Consider the following 18338-nt stretch of genomic DNA (forward strand, 5'->3'; position numbering starts at 1 on the left):
AATACTCACCATCGTTCGCAGGCTGTAAGAAATCATCGGTGGTCATATCTCCACATTCAAGTTCACCGGAAGAACGGCTTCGACCATGGTGCCCCCTTCGGGAGGTGTCGTGATCATGCATGTCCCGCCGAGTTCGGCGGCTCGCTCGCGCATCGAGGCCAGCCCGATCCCCAAGCGACGCTCCGCGGGGATGCCGACCCCGTCGTCGTGCACCCGGATGCTCAAGAAGTCCTCGCCGCGTTCCAGCGACAGCCGCACCGTCGTGGCGCCGGCGTGCTTGCGGGCGTTGGTCAGCGCCTCCTGCGCGATCCGGTAGGCGGCCACCTCGGTGGCGGCGGGCAGCCCCGACAGCTCGCCCCTGACCTCCACGGTGGCGCCGGAGCCCGCCATCTCCGCCACCGCGCCGGCCAGGCCCAGCTCGTCGAGGGTGGGCGGTCGCAGGCCGTACACCAGGTGCCTGATGTCGCTGGTGACGTTGTCCATGCCGGAGCGCAGCTCGCTGAGCATGCGCTCGGCCGTCTCGGGGGAGACGCGCAGGGAGTGCCTGGCCGCGTTGATGGACATCGCCATCCCGCTGAGCGACTGGCCGAGGCCGTCGTGCAGGTCGCGGCGGAGGCGGCGGCGTTCCTCCTCGCGGGTGGTGACGATCCGCTCCCGGGAACGCCGCAGCGCGCCGACCAGCCGGACCGCGTGGGCCGCGTCCGCCACGTACGGCGTGAGCGCGGCGATGACCCGCTCGTTGTGCGCGGCCGGCAGGCGCCTGGCACCCGGGGGGCCGATGAGCAGGCGGCCGACGGGCTCGCCGTGCCACACGAGCCGGATGTCGCGCGCCACCTCCTCCAGCGTCCCCGCCGTCGCCTCCTCGGGCCAGCCGCCGGAAAAGCGCACGCCCGTACCGGTGACGGCCAGACCGTCGCGCAGCACCTCCAGGGCGGCGGCCAGCCCGCCCGCCGGATCGGTGTGCTGCAGCCTGCGCCCGAGTTCGGCGGCCAGCGCCACCGGGTCGCCCTTGCTGCCGTAGAGCAGGCGGTCGGCGCCGCGCTGGAGCACCCGCCGTATCGGCTGGAAGAACGCCCCCGCGCAGAGCGCGGCGACCAGGCCGCCGATCCGGTCCACGTCGGACAGGAACAGGCTGGAGGCGGTGCCCACCGCCACGTACACCCCGCCGATCACGCCGACCAGGCCCGCGCCGACCAGGGCCCTGGTGACGAGCGTGTCGATCCCGTAGAGGCGGTACCGCAGCACCGAGAAGATGATCGCGAGCGGGACCAGCGGAATCGTGAACGACGCCAGCCACCACACCGGGTTGCCGAGCACCCAGGGGACGATGACCATGGCGATCGCGACCAGCGGCCACAGGATCTGCCTGCGCCCCTCCGGGCCCGATCTCCGGAACCGGGCGGCCAGCGAGACGAAGGCCAGGAGTATCACCGCGTTGGTGATCATGTACAGGAACAACGTGAAGGGGTGCGGCTCCGACCGCTCGGGCGAGGATATGAATTCCATCGCGAACGCCTCGACCGCCAGGACGGCGACCGAGCCCCAGACCAGCGGTCGCCAGCGCGGGGAGGGCAGTCTCCCGTCCGGGTAGAGCAGCGGCAGCAGCACGACCAGAAGCAGGATGGTCAGACTCCAGCTCACCCCGGCGACCGTCCAGAGCACCTTGGGTGCGGTCGTCCAGTCCCGTATCACCCCCAGCAGGGCGAGGTTCACCGTGAGGCTGTTCAGCGCGGAGAACAGTCCGCCCAGGCAGAGCAGCCAGCCGATGACCAGCCGGGGCCGCTGGAACGCCAGCAGCGCCCCAAGGATGGGGAACGCGGTGCCGGCCACGTCCTCCGGCGCGAACGGCAGCGGCGTGTAGGAGGGTGGCGGGAGCTGCGCCGTGACCCAGACGTTGACGCACACCATCGCGACGGACGCGCTGGTGATCAGCACCGCCGCTACCCGCCCCTGGACGGGCGTCACCCTTGGGATCGACAGGTTCAGCCCGCGCATGGTGGTTCAGGCCCTTCATCTGGTACTTGGAAGGACCTTAACCGGCTTGAAACGCAAACCAATCAATAAGAGATCAAAGCAGGGCGTATCTCGTACGAAGCCCCGGAGCCGGCGGGCGCTTTCACCCGGCCCGCTCCCACCCGGGCGGACTCGCCCGGGTGGGAGCGGGTGCCGGTCACGGCACGTCGTACCGGCTGGACTCCAGGAGCCATTCCAGCTGCGCTCTCGGCGCCGCGAGGAACGCGCACGCGACCTTGCTGACCTCCCTGGCCTGGCCGGTCGACAGCTCGAACCGGTCGAACAGCGCCGGCAGCCGGCGCGCGGAGATCCGCAGATCCTCGGCGCGGACGGCGATCCGGTCGTTCACCCAGGTGACGGCGGCGCCGTCGGAGAGCCCGAACGCGGTCGCGGCGACCGTCACGTAGTTGTGCACGTCGCCGTTGGCCCGCTCCTTGTGGTGCGAGGCGACGTCGTTGCACCACGCGGTGACGTCGTTACAGGCGTCCACCAGCGTCCGCCACGTCGTGCTCTCGCGCAGCCCCGCGGGTACCTCCACCCCCAGGCACGGCTCCACCAGGTCGAACAGGTAGGGGCCCGCGGTGCCCCGCCGCAGCCGCGGATACTCCGCGGGGGAGGGCACCCGGCCCGCGCACCGGTTCTCGGCCTCGGTGCGGCACGCCTCGCCCTGCGCCGCCAGCCCCGCCAGGAACCGGTGCCGCCACCGGGTGCTCATCCGCCCCGCGGTGATCTTCCAGAGGTCGGCGAAGGCGACCTCGACGGGCGAGGAGGCGTGGCCGGGAGCGCGCGCGACGAGGTCGAGCCTGGCGAAGGCGGTCTCCACGATCTCGGCCGCGCGCCCGGCGGGCTTCTCGTCCCACTCGTCGTCGAAATGGAACAGCCAGGTCAGCCATTTGGCGAACAGCAGCGCCGCCTCCACGCCGAACCCGGCGAAGGCCCGGCCCGCCATCCGCTCGAACCCGGCGCGCGGGGGAGCCTCCAGCCCGGTCTCGCGGGCCCAGCCGGCGAGTCCGGCGCCGATCAGGTCGACCGAGGGATGCATCCGGCACGGTGCGGACATCGCCGGTACGAGCTCGGCGAGGGGGAGCAGCGAAGCCGCGGCCACCCCGGAGAGGGGTGGCGGCTCCGGGCATCCCGCGGTCCCGGGGGGCGGGGCGGCGAAGGGACGCATGACAGGTGCGGGAGATGGGTGCAGGGAGTGCGACAAGGGCTGCGAGTGGGGTCGGGGAAAGGTCAGGGGATCGCCGAACGTTGGGGTGAGAGCCACTACAGCGGACCGAACAGCCAGTTGCCGGCCACGTCCGGATCGGCGCTCGTGTAGAACTGCCGGGTCGCCTCGACCAGTTCGCCCACGGACACCGCGCCGTCGCCGTCGCCGTCGAGCCGCTGGAAGGCGGCCGTCACATCCTCGCGGGAGGTGCCGAACGCGGCCATCATGACCCAGAACTCGTCCGGCCCGACGACGCCGTCGCCGTCGGGGTCGCACAGCCAGGCCACCGCCTCGGCCGCGGGCCCGAAGACCGCGTCGAACCGGTCGCCCTCGACGAACGCGGAGGTCATGCCGGCGCGGAACTCCTCCGCTGAGATCGCACGGTCGCCGTCGGCGTCGATCTCCGCGGCCAGTGTCCGCCAGATCCCCTCGAAGCCCTGCTCGAGCCTGCTGCCGGCCGGGGAGGTCGGCGACTCACCGAAGCCGACGAGGATCCGGGCTCCGAGGCCGAGAAGGTCCTCGCGCCCGATCGATCCGCTGCCGTCGACGTCCATGTGCTCGAAGGCACGGTCGAGCTTGCGGTTGAGGAGCCTGGTGCTCATCGTTTACTCCGTCGTCACTTGATGGACTCGAACTATTACCCTAAGTGACGATAGCGGGGCGTTTCCAGGAGCCACTCCAGATAAGCCCTCGGGATGGTCAAGAAAGCACATGCCACCCGCGTCACGTCCTGGGAGACGGCGAGGCCGAGATCGTGTCGTTCGGTGAGCGCCGGGATCGCGCGGGCCGCCGTCCACAACTCCTCCATCCGGGCGGCCACGCGGTCGATCACCCGCTCCTCCGCCCTCCGGTTGGAGCGTTCCAGGAACGCGCCTGGCACGCCGTCCTGTTCGGCCGCCGCCTCCGCGCACCAGGCGGTCACGTCGCCGCTCGCCTCGACGAGCGCCCGCCAGCGCGGGCTCCGCCGCACCGGGGCGGGCACCTCCACCCCGTAGCAGGGCTCCACCAGGTCCAGCGGCAGGCGGCCGAAGGCGTTCGCGGGCACGCCGGTGGCCAGTCCGGCGGTGAAGCGCTCGCGCCACGCGTCACTCATCCGGGGGGCGCAGGCTCCCCAGAGATCGGCGAAGGCCCGTGTCAGCGGTGCCGTGCCCGGCCCGCCGCCCCCGGCCACGGCGAGGACCGGGGTGAGCGCCGCGGGCTCCTCGCGCAGCCGCGCCCCCCAGGTCAGCCAGCGGGCGAGCAACGTGACCGCGCGGGTTTCGCAGCGGGCGAACGCCCGCCCGGCCAGCCAGGAGGCGGCGGGGTCCGGGGCCAGCCCGGCCACCCGGGCCCAGTCGGACGCCGCGGCCTCGACCAGGTGTATCGACGGGTGGACGGGGCAGGGCATCGTCAACGCCGCGAGGCGTTCGGTGAGCCTGACCGGTGGCGAGACCGCGTACGGTGGTTCGTGAACTTCGGTGCGCGTCATCGTTTCCCCCCGGATCGAACTTCCAGCGGCTCCGGTCGCACACTGTAAGAGGGGACGGGGCCTGTCACGCGGAGGCGCGACGCGCATCTCACTGTTCTTCCTCGTAACGTGTGCGAAACACTTAGCGGGCAAACTGATAGACCACCAGGCGTGTCGCAGCACGTCGGCAATGAAGGAGAAGCCTTGGACCGCCAGCAGGAGTTCGTTCTCCGCACCCTTGAGGAGCGCGACATCCGGTTCATCCGGCTGTGGTTCACCGATGTGCTCGGGTTCCTGAAGTCGGTGGCGATCGCCCCGGCCGAACTTGAGGGAGCCTTCGCCGAGGGCATCGGCTTCGACGGCTCGGCGATCGAGGGCTTCGCCCGGGTCTACGAGTCGGACATGCTCGCCAAGCCCGACCCGTCGACCTTCCAGATCCTTCCGTGGCGCAGCGAGACGCCGGGCGCGGCCCGGATGTTCTGCGACATCCTCATGCCGGACGGCTCGCCCTCGCACGCGGACCCGCGCTGGGTGCTCAAGCGCACCCTGTCGAAGGCCTCCGACATGGGCTTCAGTTTCTACACCCACCCGGAGATCGAGTTCTTCCTGCTGAAGAACCGGCCCGAGGGCGGTGAGCGGCCCGAGCCGATCGACGACGGCGGCTACTTCGACCACACCCCGCACAGCTCCGGCCACGACTTCCGGCGTAACGCGATCATGATGCTGGAGTCGATGGGCATCTCCGTCGAGTACAGCCACCACGAGGGCGGTCCCGGCCAGCAGGAGATCGACCTGCGCTACGCCGACGCGCTCACCACCGCCGACAACATCATGACCTTCCGCCTGGTCATGAAGGAGGTCGCGCTGGAGCAGGGCATCTGGGCGAGCTTCATGCCCAAGCCCTTCACCGAGCATCCCGGCTCCGGCATGCACACCCACATGTCGCTCTTCGAGGGCGACCGTAACGCCTTCTACGAGCCGGGCGCCGACTACCAGCTCTCCAAGATCGGCCGCTCCTTCATAGGGGGCCTGCTGGTGCACGCCGCCGAGATCACCGCGGTCTGCAACCAGTGGGTCAACTCCTACAAGCGGCTCTGGGGCGGCGCCGAGGCGATCGCCGGAGCCGGCGGCGAGGCCCCGAGCTACATCTCCTGGGGCCACAACAACCGCTCGGCCCTGGTCCGGGTGCCGATGTACAAGCCGCACAAGGGCGGCTCGACCCGCATCGAGTTCCGCTCGCTCGACTCCGCCTGCAACCCCTACCTGGCCTTCGCCGTGATCCTGGCGGCCGGTCTGAGGGGAATCGAGGAGGGGTACGAGATGCCCCCCGGCGCCGAGGACGACGTCTGGGCGCTGACCTCGGCCGAGCGCAGGGCACTGGGCATCCAGCCGCTGCCCCAGTCGCTGGACGAGGCCATCGCGGTCATGGAGCGCAGCGAACTCGTCGCCGAGACCCTCGGCGAGCACGTCTTCGACTACTTCCTGCGCAACAAGCGCGCCGAGTGGAACGAATACCGCCGCCAGGTCACCGAATTCGAGCTCGGCCGCTACCTGCCGGTCCTCTAGCCGCCTCCGTGTTTCCGGCGCGGCGGGCGTCAGGGCTCCCGTCGCGCCGACGACCACGCGGACCGTGCCGTACGGTCGCCGGGGGTGTGCCGACATGTCTCGGAGACGGGTAATCCGACGCCGCCCGCCGAACGTCATACCGGTGTTACCCGCTGCTAATCGAGGCGTCATCGACCCCGAGTTGGCTGTATGTACAAGCAGTCCGGTAAAATCGGCCAGTCCGAATACCGTTGTTTTAAGGATAAATCGCCCTAAAAGGCGACAGGAGGTGCGGCATGACGACGGCTGCCGAGCTGCAGACCGTGCTGACCGTTCCGGCGCGTTTCCGCGGCCCCGAGGGGTCCGCGAACGGCGGATGGATCGCGGGCACGGTCTCCGAGGCGTTGCACGGCGCCCGGCACGACTCGGCCGTCGAGGTCACGCTGCACGCGCCCACGCCACTGGACACCGAGCTGTCCCTGCGCCACCTCGCCAACACCACGACCCTCACCGACGGTGAGAGGCTCCTCGTCGAGGCCATCACGGTCACCGAGGAGTTCGACGTACCGGCCTTCGTGCCCTTCAACGAGGCGGCGCGGGCCGAGGGCGGCTTCGCCGGCCTCGTCGAACACGCCTTCCCCGGCTGCTTCGCGTGCGGCATGCGCGATCCCGGCGACGGCCTGCGGATCTTCCCCGGCCCGGTCTCCGGCACCGGCCTGATCGCCGCCGGCTGGCGGGTCCCGATGACCGTCACCGACGAGGACGGCGCCGTCCCCGACGCGATCGTCTGGGCGGCCCTCGACTGCCCCACCGGCTGGGCGCACTTCCAGCCGGGCGAGTTCGCCCTGCTCGGCCGGCTGACCGCGCGGCTGCACCGCCGGATCTATCCCGGCGGCACCTACTCCGTCGTCGCCCGCGCCAGTGGCCGCGAGGGACGCAAGCTCTTCGGGGAGAGCGCCATCTACGAGACCGACGGCACCCTGGTCGCCGCCGCCAAGGCCGTCTGGATCGCTCCCGCCTAGGTCCCGCCCTCCGAAACCCCTGCCCGCCGTGGCCCGCCGGGCGGTTCCCCGCCTCGGCGGGATCCGCCGGACGGGGCCTGGCGCGGGCGATCGCGGAGCACCCCGAGACAGGCGGCACGCCGTCTCGGGGAGGCCCGGCGAAGGTCTGTGATCCACCCACCGGGCCACACCCGTGGAGATTGTCATCGGGCTGACAAGCGCGAGGTGATAAATCGCCCTGAGGCGTCGAGCTTTCCGCGCGGCGGGCGATTAGCTTCGGCAGGCATGGCATCCTCCTCCGCCGTCGCGCCGCAGGACCTCGCCGACCGGCCCGTGCCGTGGTTCGAACGCCTCCTGATCGTCCTGTTCGTCGTCGCCCCCTTCCTCGCCGTCCTGGCCGCCGTGCCCTTCGCCTGGGGGTGGGGGCTCGGGTGGCGGGACGTGGTCATCGCCGCGGTGATGTACCTCGTCACCGGGTTCGGCGTCACCGTCGGCTACCACCGGCACTTCACCCACCGCTCGTTCCAGGCCCCCACCTGGCTCCGGGTGGTGCTGGCGATCGCCGGGGGCATGTCGTTGCAGGGCCCGGTGATCCGCTGGGTGGCCGACCACCGCCGGCACCACAAGTACGCCGACAGGGACGGCGACCCGCACTCGCCTTGGCGCTTCGGGCCCGGATTCGCCGGGCTGTCCAGGGGACTCCTCCACGCCCATGTCGGCTGGCTGTTCAGTCCCGAGCAGACCTCCAGGCGGCGTTTCTGCCCCGACCTCCTCGCCGACCGGCCGATCAGGTTCCTCTCGCACAACCTGGCCTACGTGCCGGTCGTGCTGCTCTCGGTGGGCCTGCCCGCGCTGGCCGGGGGACTGTGGGGCGGCTCCTGGCAGGCCGCGCTCACCGCGGGTTTCTGGGGCGGTCCGGTACGCGTCTTCGTCCTGCACCACGTGACCTGGTCGATCAACTCGATCTGCCACACGTTCGGCAGGGAGGAGTTCTCCGTCAGGGACCGCTCCCGCAACGTGTGGTGGCTCGCGGTGGTCTCGCTGGGAGAGGCGTGGCACAACCTGCACCATGCCGACCCCACCTGTGCCAGGCACGGTGTCCTGCGCGGCCAGGTCGACCCGAGCGCCCGGCTGATCTGGCTGCTGGAACGGGCGGGCTGGGCCACCGACGTCCGCTGGCCCGACGCCGGACGGCTGGCCGCCCGCCGGGTGACCAGGACCGCCTGACGCCGGTGCCCGTCCGCGCGTTCCCCGCGGTCAGCGGGTGAGGCGCTCGGCGATCAGCGAGGCGCAGCGGTCGTCGAAGAGGATCGTGTAGTGGTTGCAGTCCTCGACCACCTCGTCCTTCAGCGAGGGCAGCCGCGCGGTCCAGGCGGCGGCGAGCTCGTCGGGCAACATGCCGACCGGCTGGTTCAGCAGTCCCCGGGGGGCACGCAGCAGCGACAGGGGGGAGGTGATCGCCGACAGCGCGGCACCGATCGCCTCGTCCTCGGTGAGCATCCACCGGCCGTCCTCGCGGACCGGCTCCTGCCGTGCCCGCGAGCGCACCGCGCCCTCCGGTCCCGAGGCGTCGTAGCGGACGTACTCCTCCGCCTCCTCGGTCCACGCGTCGACGAAGGCCGGGTGGGCCTTGAAGAAGTCCACGTACGCTTCGACGCTCGGGAAGGTCTGCTCCAGCCGGGCGACGGCGGGCCCGAGTATGGCCTCGATGACCGCGTCGGGGTCCGCTCCGGGAGGCATCGGCAGCGGGAGGCCGCCGTCGACCAGCACGACCCTGGCGTAGTCGTGGCCCGCCGCGGCGAGCGCGGTGACGTAGGCGCCCATCGAGTGGCCGGTGAGCACGATGTCGGACTCCGCGCCCACGGACCGGGCGACGAGGTTCACGTCCTCGGCGTGCCTGGCCAGACCGTACGGGCCGGGGAGCCCGGCGCTGTGGCCCCGGCCGCGCAGGTCCATCGCGACCAGCGACCAGTCGGCGGGCAGCCTGCGGGCGACGCCGGTCCATGACATGAGCGAGGCGGTGATGCCGTGCACGGCCACGATCACGCGCGGCCCGGTTCCGAACCTGGCGACGCGCAGCGCGCCGCCGGGGACCTCGACATCACTCAGGACGGGATTCATCGGATACCTCCAGCGTGGAGACCCCCGCCTTCAGGCGGGGGAGGAAACGCGGCCCGGTGCCGCGTTTCCGGGTGGGTGGTGTAGCCGTAGCCGTCGGCTCGCTGGAGCAAGTGGACGTGGCGGTGGCCGATTCCCTGCACGGTGCCGTGCCGGGTGGTGATGTTGAAACTGCCGGTGGAGCGGACCGCGACCCGCCCGGTGTGAACTCCGGCCTTCTTGCCGGCCGGGACGGTCGCGCGGACCAGGTCGCCGGTGGCGAACCCCCTGACCTGCTTGGTCCGGGGTAGCCGCAGGCGGGGAAAGCCGTAGCGGTCGGGGCGGGTGCGGGCGTAGGCGCCGCGACCGGTCGCCTTGACCACCAGGACCGCCGATGGCCAGGCGGTGACGTCCCCCAGCGGGCCGACGTGCAGCGCGTCCAACGTGTGGGACTTGGCGGCACCGGTGCGAGAGCGGTTCCACTTCGTGCGGCCACCGGAGGCGGTGTGAACCGACAGGCCGGTCGCCTCCAAGGCCCGCCACAGCGCCCACCGGGTGGCGTTGACCGCCGCCGCGTCGCGCAGCGGAGCCTTCGCCTGCTTGAGGATCCTCGCCAGCAGGGCGGGCTTGTCCTTGAGGAACTCCTGCACGGGGGTGGCGTTCTTGGTCTGGTTGCAGCCGATGCAGGCCAGGGTGAGGTTGCTGATCCGATCCGAGCCGCCCCGGCTGAGGGGGTAGATGTGGTCGAGGTTGAGCGGTACGCCGCTCGCGCCGCAGTAGGCGCAGGTGCGCTCCCATTTGGCCAGCAGGTATTCGCGGACCTCGTACCCGGCCAGGGTGCCCTGCTGGTACTTCACCCCTTCGAGCGGCCGCCCGGCAGACAGGGCGTGGGTGTCGAAGGAGACCCTCTCCACGTGAACGGCTGTGACGGGCGCCCACCGGGTCAACCGCGCCACCCACGACATGGTGGTCTCGACGCGGTGTCGCAGGGACGGTGCGAGCCACCCTGGCGGTTTGGTGCGGTTGAGGAACCGGGGTGCGCGGTGGCGCAGGTTGCGTGACCGTCTCCCCCGCCGGTACGCGGCCCGCGAGGCGAGCTTGTCGCGGATCGCCGCGCCTCGGTGGTCGAGCTGGATCGCATACCGTCCGGCCCGGCTTCCGTCGTGGCCGGTGAACACGGCCAGGCCGGTGTGTTTGGAACCGGGATCGATACCGATCGCGACGCCGTTCACCACGCAGTCGGCGGCCGACCGGTCTTTGAGGCGGATGACGAACGGAGTGTGGCGCACCACCACCGCCCGCCCGGCCGCCAGCAGGCGGCGGGCACGGGCAGGGTGGCAGGGGTCAAGCGGGTGGCCGCGCCTGTCGAGGACGAACACGGCCGGATGAACCTCACGGTTCGCTCCCTCAGGCGCCGAGGCGCCCTCGGGGTGACGCCGGTCCGGCGGTGCGGCCGAACCGATCTCCCCTCGCCCAGGTTCCATGCCGGTGCCCGGCGTCGCCGGGAGTCCGTGAGCCGTTTCGTGCCCACCCCCGGGCGTGTCTGCTCCCACGGATTCCAGAGCGGCAGGCTGAGGAAGCACCCGCCGGTGGGTCTGCTCACCTACATGAAACGTAGCCATCTGGATCACACCTCCAGTTCGTGACGGCTAGGGCTGGTCAACGCGGGGCTTGTAAAGCGCATCGCTGCGCATCAAGCCCCCTCCTTCAGGAGGGGGTCGTTGACCGGCTCTCCTCAAGTACGGATACCTCTGCCTTCCGGCGAAGGGGAGAAGGCGGCCCGGTGCCGCGTGCCTCGGCAATGTATCCGGTGGCGGCCACGGCCAGGTCACCGGGAGGACGGCGGCGGGTGCCTCCGCTCAAGGATCCCGGTCTCCTGCGTCCACTCCCGCGCTGGGCTTATCCCCATTTCAGCCCATAATTGCCGTATGAGAATTACCGTCATCGAGCACGAGGCGGACGCGGGCCTCGGGTTCCTCGCCGATTGGCTGTCCGGAGCCGGGGTCGCCTGCGAGATCGTCCGGCCCTACCTGGGTGAGGCCGTGCCCGAGCGGGCCGCCGACGGGCTGATCGTCCTCGGCGGCGAGGCGGCGGCCTGGGAGGACGAGCAGTATCCCTGGCTGCCCGCCACCCGAGACCTGATCCGCGGCTGTGTCGAGGCGGGCGTGCCCACCCTGGGGATCTGCCTGGGCGCCCAGCTCATGACGCTCGCCTGCGGCGGCGCCGTCGAGCGCGGAGAGCACGGGCTGGAGGTCGGCGCGACCGAGGTCGTCCCGCTGCCGGCCGCCGGGGCGGACCCGCTGTTCACCGGTCTCGCCCCCTCCCCCGCCGTCCAGTACCACCGCGACGCGATCACGCGGCTCCCCGCGGGCGCGGTGCCGCTGGCCACCGGCGACCCCTACCCCAACCAGGCGTACCGGCTGGGGGAGAACGCCTGGGCGGTGCAGTTCCACCCCGAGGCCACCCCGGAGATCTTCGCCGGCTGGACGGCCGGCTCGGCCGACCGGCTGACCGACCTGGGTCACCCGGTCGAGGAGCTCAACGCGCAGGTGAAGGAGGCCGGAGAGGGGCTCGTCGCCGCCTGGAAGCCGCTCGCCGAGCGTTTCGCCACCGCCGTCCAAACCGCGTGACCGAGCGATTACGTTCCGAATCTGCTAACGACGGCGCACAGTTTCGGGATTAACCTGTGCGGCGACGCTCCGAATGCCCAAGGTGCGCGCCGAGGCCGACGCGACCGCGAGGGGCGTGCACCTTTGATCGCTCGGGGTAAGGATTGAGGAAGGGCACCCGTGCCTGTGATCGAGGACCATGGAGGGTCGGTGGAGACCGTGCCCCGGATGCAGACGACCGCCGGGCGTCTGGCCAGGCTCGGCTTCGCCGACGGGGCCAGGGCCGAGCGGCTGCTCGACGAATTGGGGCCGGAGGCCTTCGGAGACATCGACCTGCTGACCTCGCTGGTCGCCGCGGCCGATCCCGACCTGGCGCTCACCTCGCTGAACCGGCTGGCCGAGCAGGACCCCAGCGTTCTTGGAGCGCTCCGAGCGGATTCCGGGCTGCGAGACCGGTTGCTCGGCGTCTTCGGCGTCAGTGCCGCGCTCGGCGACCATGTCGTCAGGCACCCGGAGCACTGGCGACTGCTCGGCGGGGCGTCGGCGATGGGGCGCCCGGGCGAGGGGGAGCTCCGCGCGGAGCTGCTGCTCGCGGTCGGCGCCGAGCCCGACGACCCCGAGCCGAGGGCCGCGGACGCCTCCACCGACACCCTCTCGGCGCTGCGCGTCGCCTACCGGGGCCGCCTGCTCCACCTCGCCGCGCGCGACGTCACCGGGGCCGTCTCGCTGTCGGAGGTGACCGCCGAGCTGTCCGACCTGGCCGGGGCCGCGCTGGAGGCGGGGCTCGCCGTCGCCAGGTCGGAGCACCCGGAGGCGGGGGCGGTGCGGCTGGCCGTCATCGGCATGGGCAAGTGCGGGGCACGCGAGCTCAACTACATCAGCGACGTCGACGTCGTCTTCGTGGCCGAGCCGAGAGAGGGTGCCGACGACTCCCTCGACGAGCACGGGGCCATCAAGCTCGCCACCCGGCTGGCCCAGGGCGTGATGCGCGCCTGTTCGACCAGCACCCCGGAGGGGGCGCTGTGGGAGGTCGACGCGGCGCTGCGCCCCGAGGGCAAGGCCGGGCCGCTGGTCCGCACCCTCGCCAGCCACCTGGCCTACTACCGGCGCTGGGCCAAGACGTGGGAGTTCCAGGCACTGCTGAAGGCGCGACCGGTCGCGGGTGACACCGAACTCGGCGAGCAGTACGTCGCCGCGGTGAACGAGATGGTCTGGCAGGCCGCCACCCGGGACAGGTTCGTCGAGGACGTGCAGGCCATGCGCCGCCGGGTGGAGGACCACGTCCGCGGTGGCGAGGCGGAGCGCCAGCTCAAGCTCGGGCCGGGCGGGCTGCGCGACATCGAGTTCGCGGTGCAGCTGCTCCAGCTCGTCCACGGCCGTCTCGACCCGCTGCTGCGCCGCCGTGCCACGCTTCCCGCGCTCGCCGCCCTCTCCCGCGGCGGCTACGTGGGCAGGGACGACGCCAAGGCCCTCGCCGAGGCGTACACCTTCCTGCGCCAGGTCGAGCACCTCATCCAGCTGCACCGGCTCCGCCGCACACATGTGGTGCCCGAGGGAAACGCCGACCTGCGCCGCCTCGGCAGGAGCCTGGGCATGACCGCCGACCCGGTGGGAGAGTTCACCACCAGGTGGCGGCGGCACGCCATGGAGGCACGACGCCTGCACGAGAAGCTGTTCTACCGGCCGCTGCTGCAGGCGGTGGCCCGGCTGCCCGAGTCCGAGGACCGGCTCTCCACCGCCGCGGCCAAGGCCCGCCTGGAGGCGCTCGGCTACAAGGACCCGGCCGGGGCGCTGCGCCACATCAGCGCGCTGACCACGGGGGTCTCCCGTCGTGCCGCGATCCAGCGCACCCTCCTTCCGGTCATGCTCGGCTGGTTCGCCGACGCCCCCGACCCCGACGCCGGCCTGCTCGGCTTCCGCCAGGTCTCCGACAAGCTCGGCTCCACCCCGTGGTACCTGCGACTGCTGCGCGACGAGACCGCGGTGGCCTCGCAGCTGGCACGGATGCTCGGTACCAGCCGTTACGTGACGGGGCTGCTGATGAACGCACCGGAGTCGGTCGCGATGCTCGGCTCGGACACCGAGCTGGCCCCCAGGCCCGCCGAGGCGCTGCTGTCGGAGGCGCGGACCGTGGTCGCCCGTCATCCGGGGGACGCCGAGGGCGCAGTGGCCGCGGTCCGGGGGCTGCGCCGCAGGGAACTGCTCCGCACCGCCGTCGCCGACCTCTCCGGGCTCATCGACATCGAGGAGGTCGGCCGGACGCTGTCCGGGCTCAACGACGTGACGATCCAGGCCGCGCTCGACGCCGCGATCGACAAGGTCGAGATGGAACGCCGTACCCCGCTGGGCACCAGGTTCGCGGTGATCGCGATGGGCCGCCTGGGCGGGATCGAGTCCTCCTACGGCAGTGACGCCGACGTGATGTTCGTGCACTCGCCGCTGGAGGGGGTGGCCGAGCGCGAGGCCACCGAGACGGCGTTCGAGGTGGCCAACGAGTTGCGCCGGCTGCTGTCCCTGCCCGCCCCCGACCCGCCGCTGCTCATCGACCCCGGCCTGCGTCCCGAGGGTAAGGCCGGGCCACTGGTCCGCACCCTGGCCTCGTACGCCGCCTACTACGAGCGGTGGTCCTCGCCGTGGGAGTCGCAGGCGCTGCTGCGCGCCCGCTTCTCCGCCGGGGACGCCGAGCTCGGCGTCGGCCTGCTGCACCTGGCAGACCCGCTGCGCTATCCGCCGGAGGGCATCTCCGAGGCGGCGGTGGTGGAGATCCGCAGGCTCAAGGCCCGGATGGAGGCCGAACGCCTCCCGCGCGGCACCGATCCCGCCCTGCACACCAAGCTCGGCCCCGGCGGGCTGTCCGATGTGGAGTGGGTGGCCCAGCTCATCCAGCTCCGCCACGCCGGGCGCCTCCCGGCGTTGCGGACCACCCGCACCCTGGAGGCACTGAGCGCGGCGGTCGCCGAGGGGCTGCTCGCGGAGGCCGACGAGGCGGTGCTCGCCAAGGCATGGCGGTTCGCCTCGCGCATCCGCGACGCCATCGTCGCGGTCCGGGGCCGGGCCTCGGACACGGTCCCGGTGGACGCCCGCGAGCGCATGCTCATCGCCCGTGCCCTCGGCTACCCGCCCGACGGTACGGAGGACTTCGTGGACGACTACCGCCGCGCCACCCGCCGGGCCCGCCGGGTCGTGGAACGCGTCTTCTACGAGGGCTGACCGTTCTCGCGGCCGACAGGACCGGGGCCTGCTCCGGCCACGCGCGAGGAAGCGGCGACCCACCCGAAGCCCGCGCGGCGGGCGAGGGTCTCCGTTCCCCGGGGCGGAGTGAACGCCTGCCACCCGACCCGGACCGTCACGAAAACCGACCCGTTTTGGTGATCTCGTTGCGCCGCCGGATGAGGGCGTGTATCAACGGTCCGGGTGATCCTTTTGATATCGGTTTACATTGATCTGGCCATCGGCCTGATCCTGGCCTTCCTGCTCCTGTCGCTCCTGGTGAGCGGGATCAACGAGGCCATCGTCCGGTTGCTCGGGATCCGCAGCAAGTTCCTCTGGGCCTATCTCAGGGACACTCTGGACGGTTCAGAGGACGGCAGGTCGTGGATCCCGTCGAAGATAGCCGACGTCTTCGCGAAGCTGCCCTTCTCCGGTAACGATCCGCGCCCGGCGCACAGTCCCGATCCGGCGCCCGCCGTGGTCGAACCGATGCGGGTCGACTCCGCCACGGTCCTGGCCGCCGAGAACGCCGAGGAGAAGGTGTCGGAGGAGATCGCCGAGGGGATCGCTCCGGAGGGCACCGCGGGAAAGACCGCAGAGGAGACCGGACCCGATGAGGCGGGCGCCGGTGGGCCCGCGGCCGAGGACCGCGCGGAGCCGCCCACGCCACCGGTCGACATGACCGCGCGGCTGTACGAGCGGCTCCAGGAGATCGACCACCCCAAGGGCACCCGCACCAGCATCGCGAACATCCCGCCCGAGCGGTTCTCCGGTGCCGTGATGGAGTTGGTCGCCGCGGAGGAGGGTGGGATCGACGGCCTGCTCGCCAAGCTGGAGGCCATCCGCAGCCCGCTCGCGGGCCATCTCAAGGGCGTCTGGGAGGGTGCCCAGCGGGACGCGCAGAAGTTCCGGAAGGGCGTCGAGGACTGGTTCAACGGGGAGATGCAGCGCCTGTCCACCCTCTATGCCCGCTACGTCAGGTGGGTGGTGTTCGCGCTGGGTCTGGTGCTGACCCTGCTGTTCAGCATGGACGCGCTGGAGTACGGCAAGACCCTGCTGCGCGACAACGCCTACCGCGCCGGGGTGGCCGCCATCGCGGGCGGCGGTGGGGAGGGGTACGCCGAGTTGAAGGAGAAGTGCGCCGCCGCCGAGCTCGCCGAGCCGTACCGGTGCGTGACCGAGTCCCTTAGCTCCCCGGCGCTGGTCAAGATCTTCGACCACGCGATCGTGAGCGTCACGATCCCCCCCGACGGCTCCGACGATCCTTCCTTCCACTGGAACGGCGGAGCCTGGTGGGACCGGCTCGTCACCCCCGGCCACTGGCCGGGTTACCTGCTCACCATGGTGGCGCTGCTGTTCGGCGCCTCGTTCTGGTGGGACGTGCTGCGCCGCCTGACCGGCGTCCGGGGCAACCGTTCCTAGCCCCGGCGCGCCGCTGTTCGGTGCCCGGCGCGACCGCCCCTAGCGGAGCTCGGCCAGCAGCAGGTCGACCTGGGGGAGCGGGTCGGGTCCGAACGGGCGGACCACGACGGTGCGGGCACCCGCCTCCCACAGTGACCTGACCTGGTCGGCGGCCTCCTCGGCGGAACCCACCGCCATCACCACCTCGTCCGGGGCGATCTTCAGGAACTCGGCGGAACCCTCGGCCAGCGCGGTGACCGTCGCGGCGTCGCCGCCGACGTAGAGGTTGACGAAGACCACCAGCTCGTGATCGCCCCCGCCGGTCAGCGTGAGGGCCTCCTCGATCTTCCCGGCACCGACCCCCTCGGGCAGGATCGTGCCCTGCGCCACCCGTCCCGACAGCTCCAGCGAGCGGGGCCGCAGCACCCCGGCCAGCAGCGGCGGCACGACGGCGGGGGGATGCACCAGGCGCACCCCGTCGAGGCTCACGGCCCTGCCCTGGAGGGTGACCGTCTCACCGCGCAGCAGGTCCCGTACCGTGGTGATCGTCTCCTCCAGCAGCGCCAGCGGCGAGGGCGCGAGAGCGCCCACCTGGCGCATCCAGTCCTGGACGCCGTGCCCGATGCCCGCCGCGAGCCGGCCCGGGTGCAGCCGGGCCAGGTTGCCCAGCTCCATGGCCAGCAGGGCGGGGTTGCGCAGCGGCGCCGGGGTGATCCCGATGCCCACCCGCAGGCGCTCGGTGACGGCGAGCGCGGTGGCGGCCGACGAGATCGCCCCGGTCCAGCCGAGATCCTCCACCACCCAGACGTCGTCCACCTCGGCCGCGTCCAGATGGCGGCAGAAGGGGATGAGCGACTCGGGGGGAAGGTCGCGATCGAACATGACACCCAGACGCATGTCTCTCCTACGGTTGATGTCTTACCCGGTTCCTGCCGTGCGGTTCTCCTGGCGCCCCGTTCTCGGGGCGGCTCAGAGGGCCCCCGCGTAGCGGAAGTAGCCGGCGAGGTCGTCGAGGGCCGCGACGCGGTCGATCCGCACCTCGGTCCCGGTCCTCCGTGCATTGATCATCTTGCCCTGGCCGATGTAGACGCCGACATGATGGGTGCTGACCTTACGCTTGCCGATCTTGCCGTAGAAGACGAGGTCTCCCGGCCTGGCCATGGCGGCGGGGATCCTCTTGAGCCGCTTCACATGGTCGTCGGTGTTGCCGGGCCCCAGCACGTCGCGCCCGTAGGCGAGGTGGTAGACCCAGCGGGCGAGACCTGAGCAGTCCAGGCCGAGGGTCCGGGTGGCCGGGCAGGGCCGGATCGTCCCCGTGTAGCCCTGGCAGGTGCCCAGGGAGGGGCCCGGCCTCTCGCTGTGACCGCCGCCCCAGGAGTACGGGATCCCGCCGCCCCGCCAGCCGGGCTGGTGCCGTCCGGCCTCGATCGCGTACGCGATGGTGGTGATCCGGTTGAGGGCGGCCGGCAGGGTCGGCACCGAGGCGCTCAGTAGCAGGAGCATTCCCAGCAGCACGGCCGCCGCGGCCTGCCGCCGGTGCCCGAGAAGATCGCGAAGTCGGTGAGGGCCGGCCTCTGTCACGTCACCTCGCCTGATTTATCCGCATAAGTCACGACCAGTCTGCCCAAAAACCCGGCCCAGCGCGTCTTATGAAGACTTCGGGGAGACTCCGCCGGTCACCTTCACGGCCGACCCGCGACCGTACGAGTCCCGTCGGCTGCTCGCCGCCCGCAGGCTCCACGGGGCCACACGGCACCTACGTTGAGGGGTCGCTGCCCGCAGGACTATCCGTCGGTCAGGACACC

14 protein-coding genes are annotated in these 18338 nt (G+C 71.6%); 6 read left to right on the top strand and 8 right to left on the bottom strand.

Going from position 1 to position 18338, the window contains the following annotated elements:
- Positions 1 to 42 precede the first annotated feature (42 nt).
- The 4 genes from AB0K21_RS31410 to AB0K21_RS31425 form a co-directional block, all read right to left on the bottom strand.
- Positions 43 to 1995 carry a histidine kinase gene (locus AB0K21_RS31410; RefSeq protein ID WP_364155315.1) on the bottom strand — a complete coding sequence of 651 codons (1953 nt, stop codon included), beginning with the start codon at positions 1993 to 1995 and terminating at the stop codon, positions 43 to 45.
- Between the two features lie 175 nt (positions 1996 to 2170).
- Positions 2171 to 3184: a terpene synthase family protein gene (locus AB0K21_RS31415; protein WP_343963930.1), complete on the bottom strand. Its 1014-nt coding sequence runs from the start codon at positions 3182 to 3184 to the stop codon at positions 2171 to 2173.
- 95 nt (positions 3185 to 3279) lie between these two features.
- Positions 3280 to 3825: an EF-hand domain-containing protein gene (locus tag AB0K21_RS31420; protein ID WP_343963928.1), complete on the bottom strand. Its 546-nt coding sequence runs from the start codon at positions 3823 to 3825 to the stop codon at positions 3280 to 3282.
- Between the two features lie 35 nt (positions 3826 to 3860).
- Entirely contained in the window at positions 3861 to 4691 is an 831-nt protein-coding gene (locus AB0K21_RS31425) for a terpene synthase family protein (protein WP_364155318.1), read from the bottom strand.
- 183 nt (positions 4692 to 4874) lie between these two features.
- Between AB0K21_RS31425 and AB0K21_RS31430 the strand changes: the two genes are divergently transcribed.
- The 3 genes from AB0K21_RS31430 to AB0K21_RS31440 all read left to right on the top strand — a co-directional run bounded on the left by AB0K21_RS31430 (position 4875) and on the right by AB0K21_RS31440 (position 8443).
- The gene (locus tag AB0K21_RS31430) at positions 4875 to 6236 is read left to right on the top strand and encodes a glutamine synthetase family protein (protein ID WP_343963924.1); all 1362 of its coding nucleotides are present in this window, start codon (positions 4875 to 4877) and stop codon (positions 6234 to 6236) included.
- Positions 6237 to 6511: 275 nt separating this feature from the next.
- Positions 6512 to 7237, top strand: coding sequence for a hypothetical protein (locus AB0K21_RS31435; protein WP_343963922.1), 726 nt, complete (start codon positions 6512 to 6514; stop codon positions 7235 to 7237).
- 264 nt (positions 7238 to 7501) lie between these two features.
- Entirely contained in the window at positions 7502 to 8443 is a 942-nt protein-coding gene (locus AB0K21_RS31440) for a fatty acid desaturase (RefSeq protein ID WP_343963920.1), read from the top strand.
- A 30-nt stretch (positions 8444 to 8473) separates the two neighbouring features.
- Here AB0K21_RS31440 and AB0K21_RS31445 read toward each other — a convergent pair whose 3' ends face one another.
- A complete protein-coding gene (locus AB0K21_RS31445) occupies positions 8474 to 9337 on the bottom strand; it encodes an alpha/beta hydrolase (RefSeq protein WP_364155321.1) in 864 nt (287 codons plus the stop codon).
- Positions 9334 to 10692 (bottom strand): RNA-guided endonuclease IscB, encoded by a 1359-nt coding sequence (gene iscB / locus AB0K21_RS31450; protein WP_364155323.1) that lies wholly within the window; start codon positions 10690 to 10692, stop codon positions 9334 to 9336. Before iscB ends, AB0K21_RS31445 begins: the two co-directional genes overlap by 4 nt.
- Positions 10693 to 11241: 549 nt before the next feature.
- On the opposite strand from iscB, the gene AB0K21_RS31455 reads away from it, so the two are divergent.
- The 3 genes from AB0K21_RS31455 (at position 11242) to AB0K21_RS31465 (ending at position 16554) form a co-directional block, all read left to right on the top strand.
- Complete coding sequence (locus AB0K21_RS31455) at positions 11242 to 11943, top strand: type 1 glutamine amidotransferase (protein WP_364155325.1); 702 nt, start codon at positions 11242 to 11244, stop codon at positions 11941 to 11943.
- Between the two features lie 207 nt (positions 11944 to 12150).
- Positions 12151 to 15132 carry a bifunctional [glutamine synthetase] adenylyltransferase/[glutamine synthetase]-adenylyl-L-tyrosine phosphorylase gene (locus AB0K21_RS31460; protein WP_343964134.1) on the top strand — a complete coding sequence of 994 codons (2982 nt, stop codon included), beginning with the start codon at positions 12151 to 12153 and terminating at the stop codon, positions 15130 to 15132.
- A 204-nt stretch (positions 15133 to 15336) separates the two neighbouring features.
- Positions 15337 to 16554 carry a hypothetical protein gene (locus AB0K21_RS31465; RefSeq protein WP_364155327.1) on the top strand — a complete coding sequence of 406 codons (1218 nt, stop codon included), beginning with the start codon at positions 15337 to 15339 and terminating at the stop codon, positions 16552 to 16554.
- A gap of 39 nt (positions 16555 to 16593) precedes the next feature.
- On the opposite strand, the gene AB0K21_RS31470 is transcribed toward AB0K21_RS31465, so the two are convergent.
- Together AB0K21_RS31470 and AB0K21_RS31475 are read right to left on the bottom strand one after the other, a co-directional pair.
- Complete coding sequence (locus tag AB0K21_RS31470) at positions 16594 to 17430, bottom strand: LLM class flavin-dependent oxidoreductase (RefSeq protein WP_343963910.1); 837 nt, start codon at positions 17428 to 17430, stop codon at positions 16594 to 16596.
- A 72-nt stretch (positions 17431 to 17502) separates the two neighbouring features.
- Entirely contained in the window at positions 17503 to 18114 is a 612-nt protein-coding gene (locus AB0K21_RS31475) for an NlpC/P60 family protein (RefSeq protein WP_343963908.1), read from the bottom strand.
- Between the last annotated feature and the right edge of the window lie 224 nt (positions 18115 to 18338).

Source organism: Streptosporangium sp. NPDC049248 (genome assembly GCF_040678965.1).
GTDB lineage: Bacteria > Actinomycetota > Actinomycetes > Streptosporangiales > Streptosporangiaceae > Streptosporangium > Streptosporangium fukuiense.

Coding starts and splice junctions, on each gene's coding strand:
- AB0K21_RS31410 (WP_364155315.1), bottom strand. CDS start 1,995: ATGCGCGGGCTGAACCTGTCGATCCCAAGGGTGACGCCCGTCCAGGGG.
- AB0K21_RS31415 (WP_343963930.1), bottom strand. CDS start 3,184: ATGCGTCCCTTCGCCGCCCCGCCCCCCGGGACCGCGGGATGCCCGGAG.
- AB0K21_RS31420 (WP_343963928.1), bottom strand. CDS start 3,825: ATGAGCACCAGGCTCCTCAACCGCAAGCTCGACCGTGCCTTCGAGCAC.
- AB0K21_RS31425 (WP_364155318.1), bottom strand. CDS start 4,691: ATGACGCGCACCGAAGTTCACGAACCACCGTACGCGGTCTCGCCACCG.
- AB0K21_RS31435 (WP_343963922.1), top strand. CDS start 6,512: ATGACGACGGCTGCCGAGCTGCAGACCGTGCTGACCGTTCCGGCGCGT.
- AB0K21_RS31440 (WP_343963920.1), top strand. CDS start 7,502: ATGGCATCCTCCTCCGCCGTCGCGCCGCAGGACCTCGCCGACCGGCCC.
- AB0K21_RS31445 (WP_364155321.1), bottom strand. CDS start 9,337: ATGAATCCCGTCCTGAGTGATGTCGAGGTCCCCGGCGGCGCGCTGCGC.
- AB0K21_RS31455 (WP_364155325.1), top strand. CDS start 11,242: ATGAGAATTACCGTCATCGAGCACGAGGCGGACGCGGGCCTCGGGTTC.
- AB0K21_RS31460 (WP_343964134.1), top strand. CDS start 12,151: ATGCAGACGACCGCCGGGCGTCTGGCCAGGCTCGGCTTCGCCGACGGG.
- AB0K21_RS31470 (WP_343963910.1), bottom strand. CDS start 17,430: ATGCGTCTGGGTGTCATGTTCGATCGCGACCTTCCCCCCGAGTCGCTC.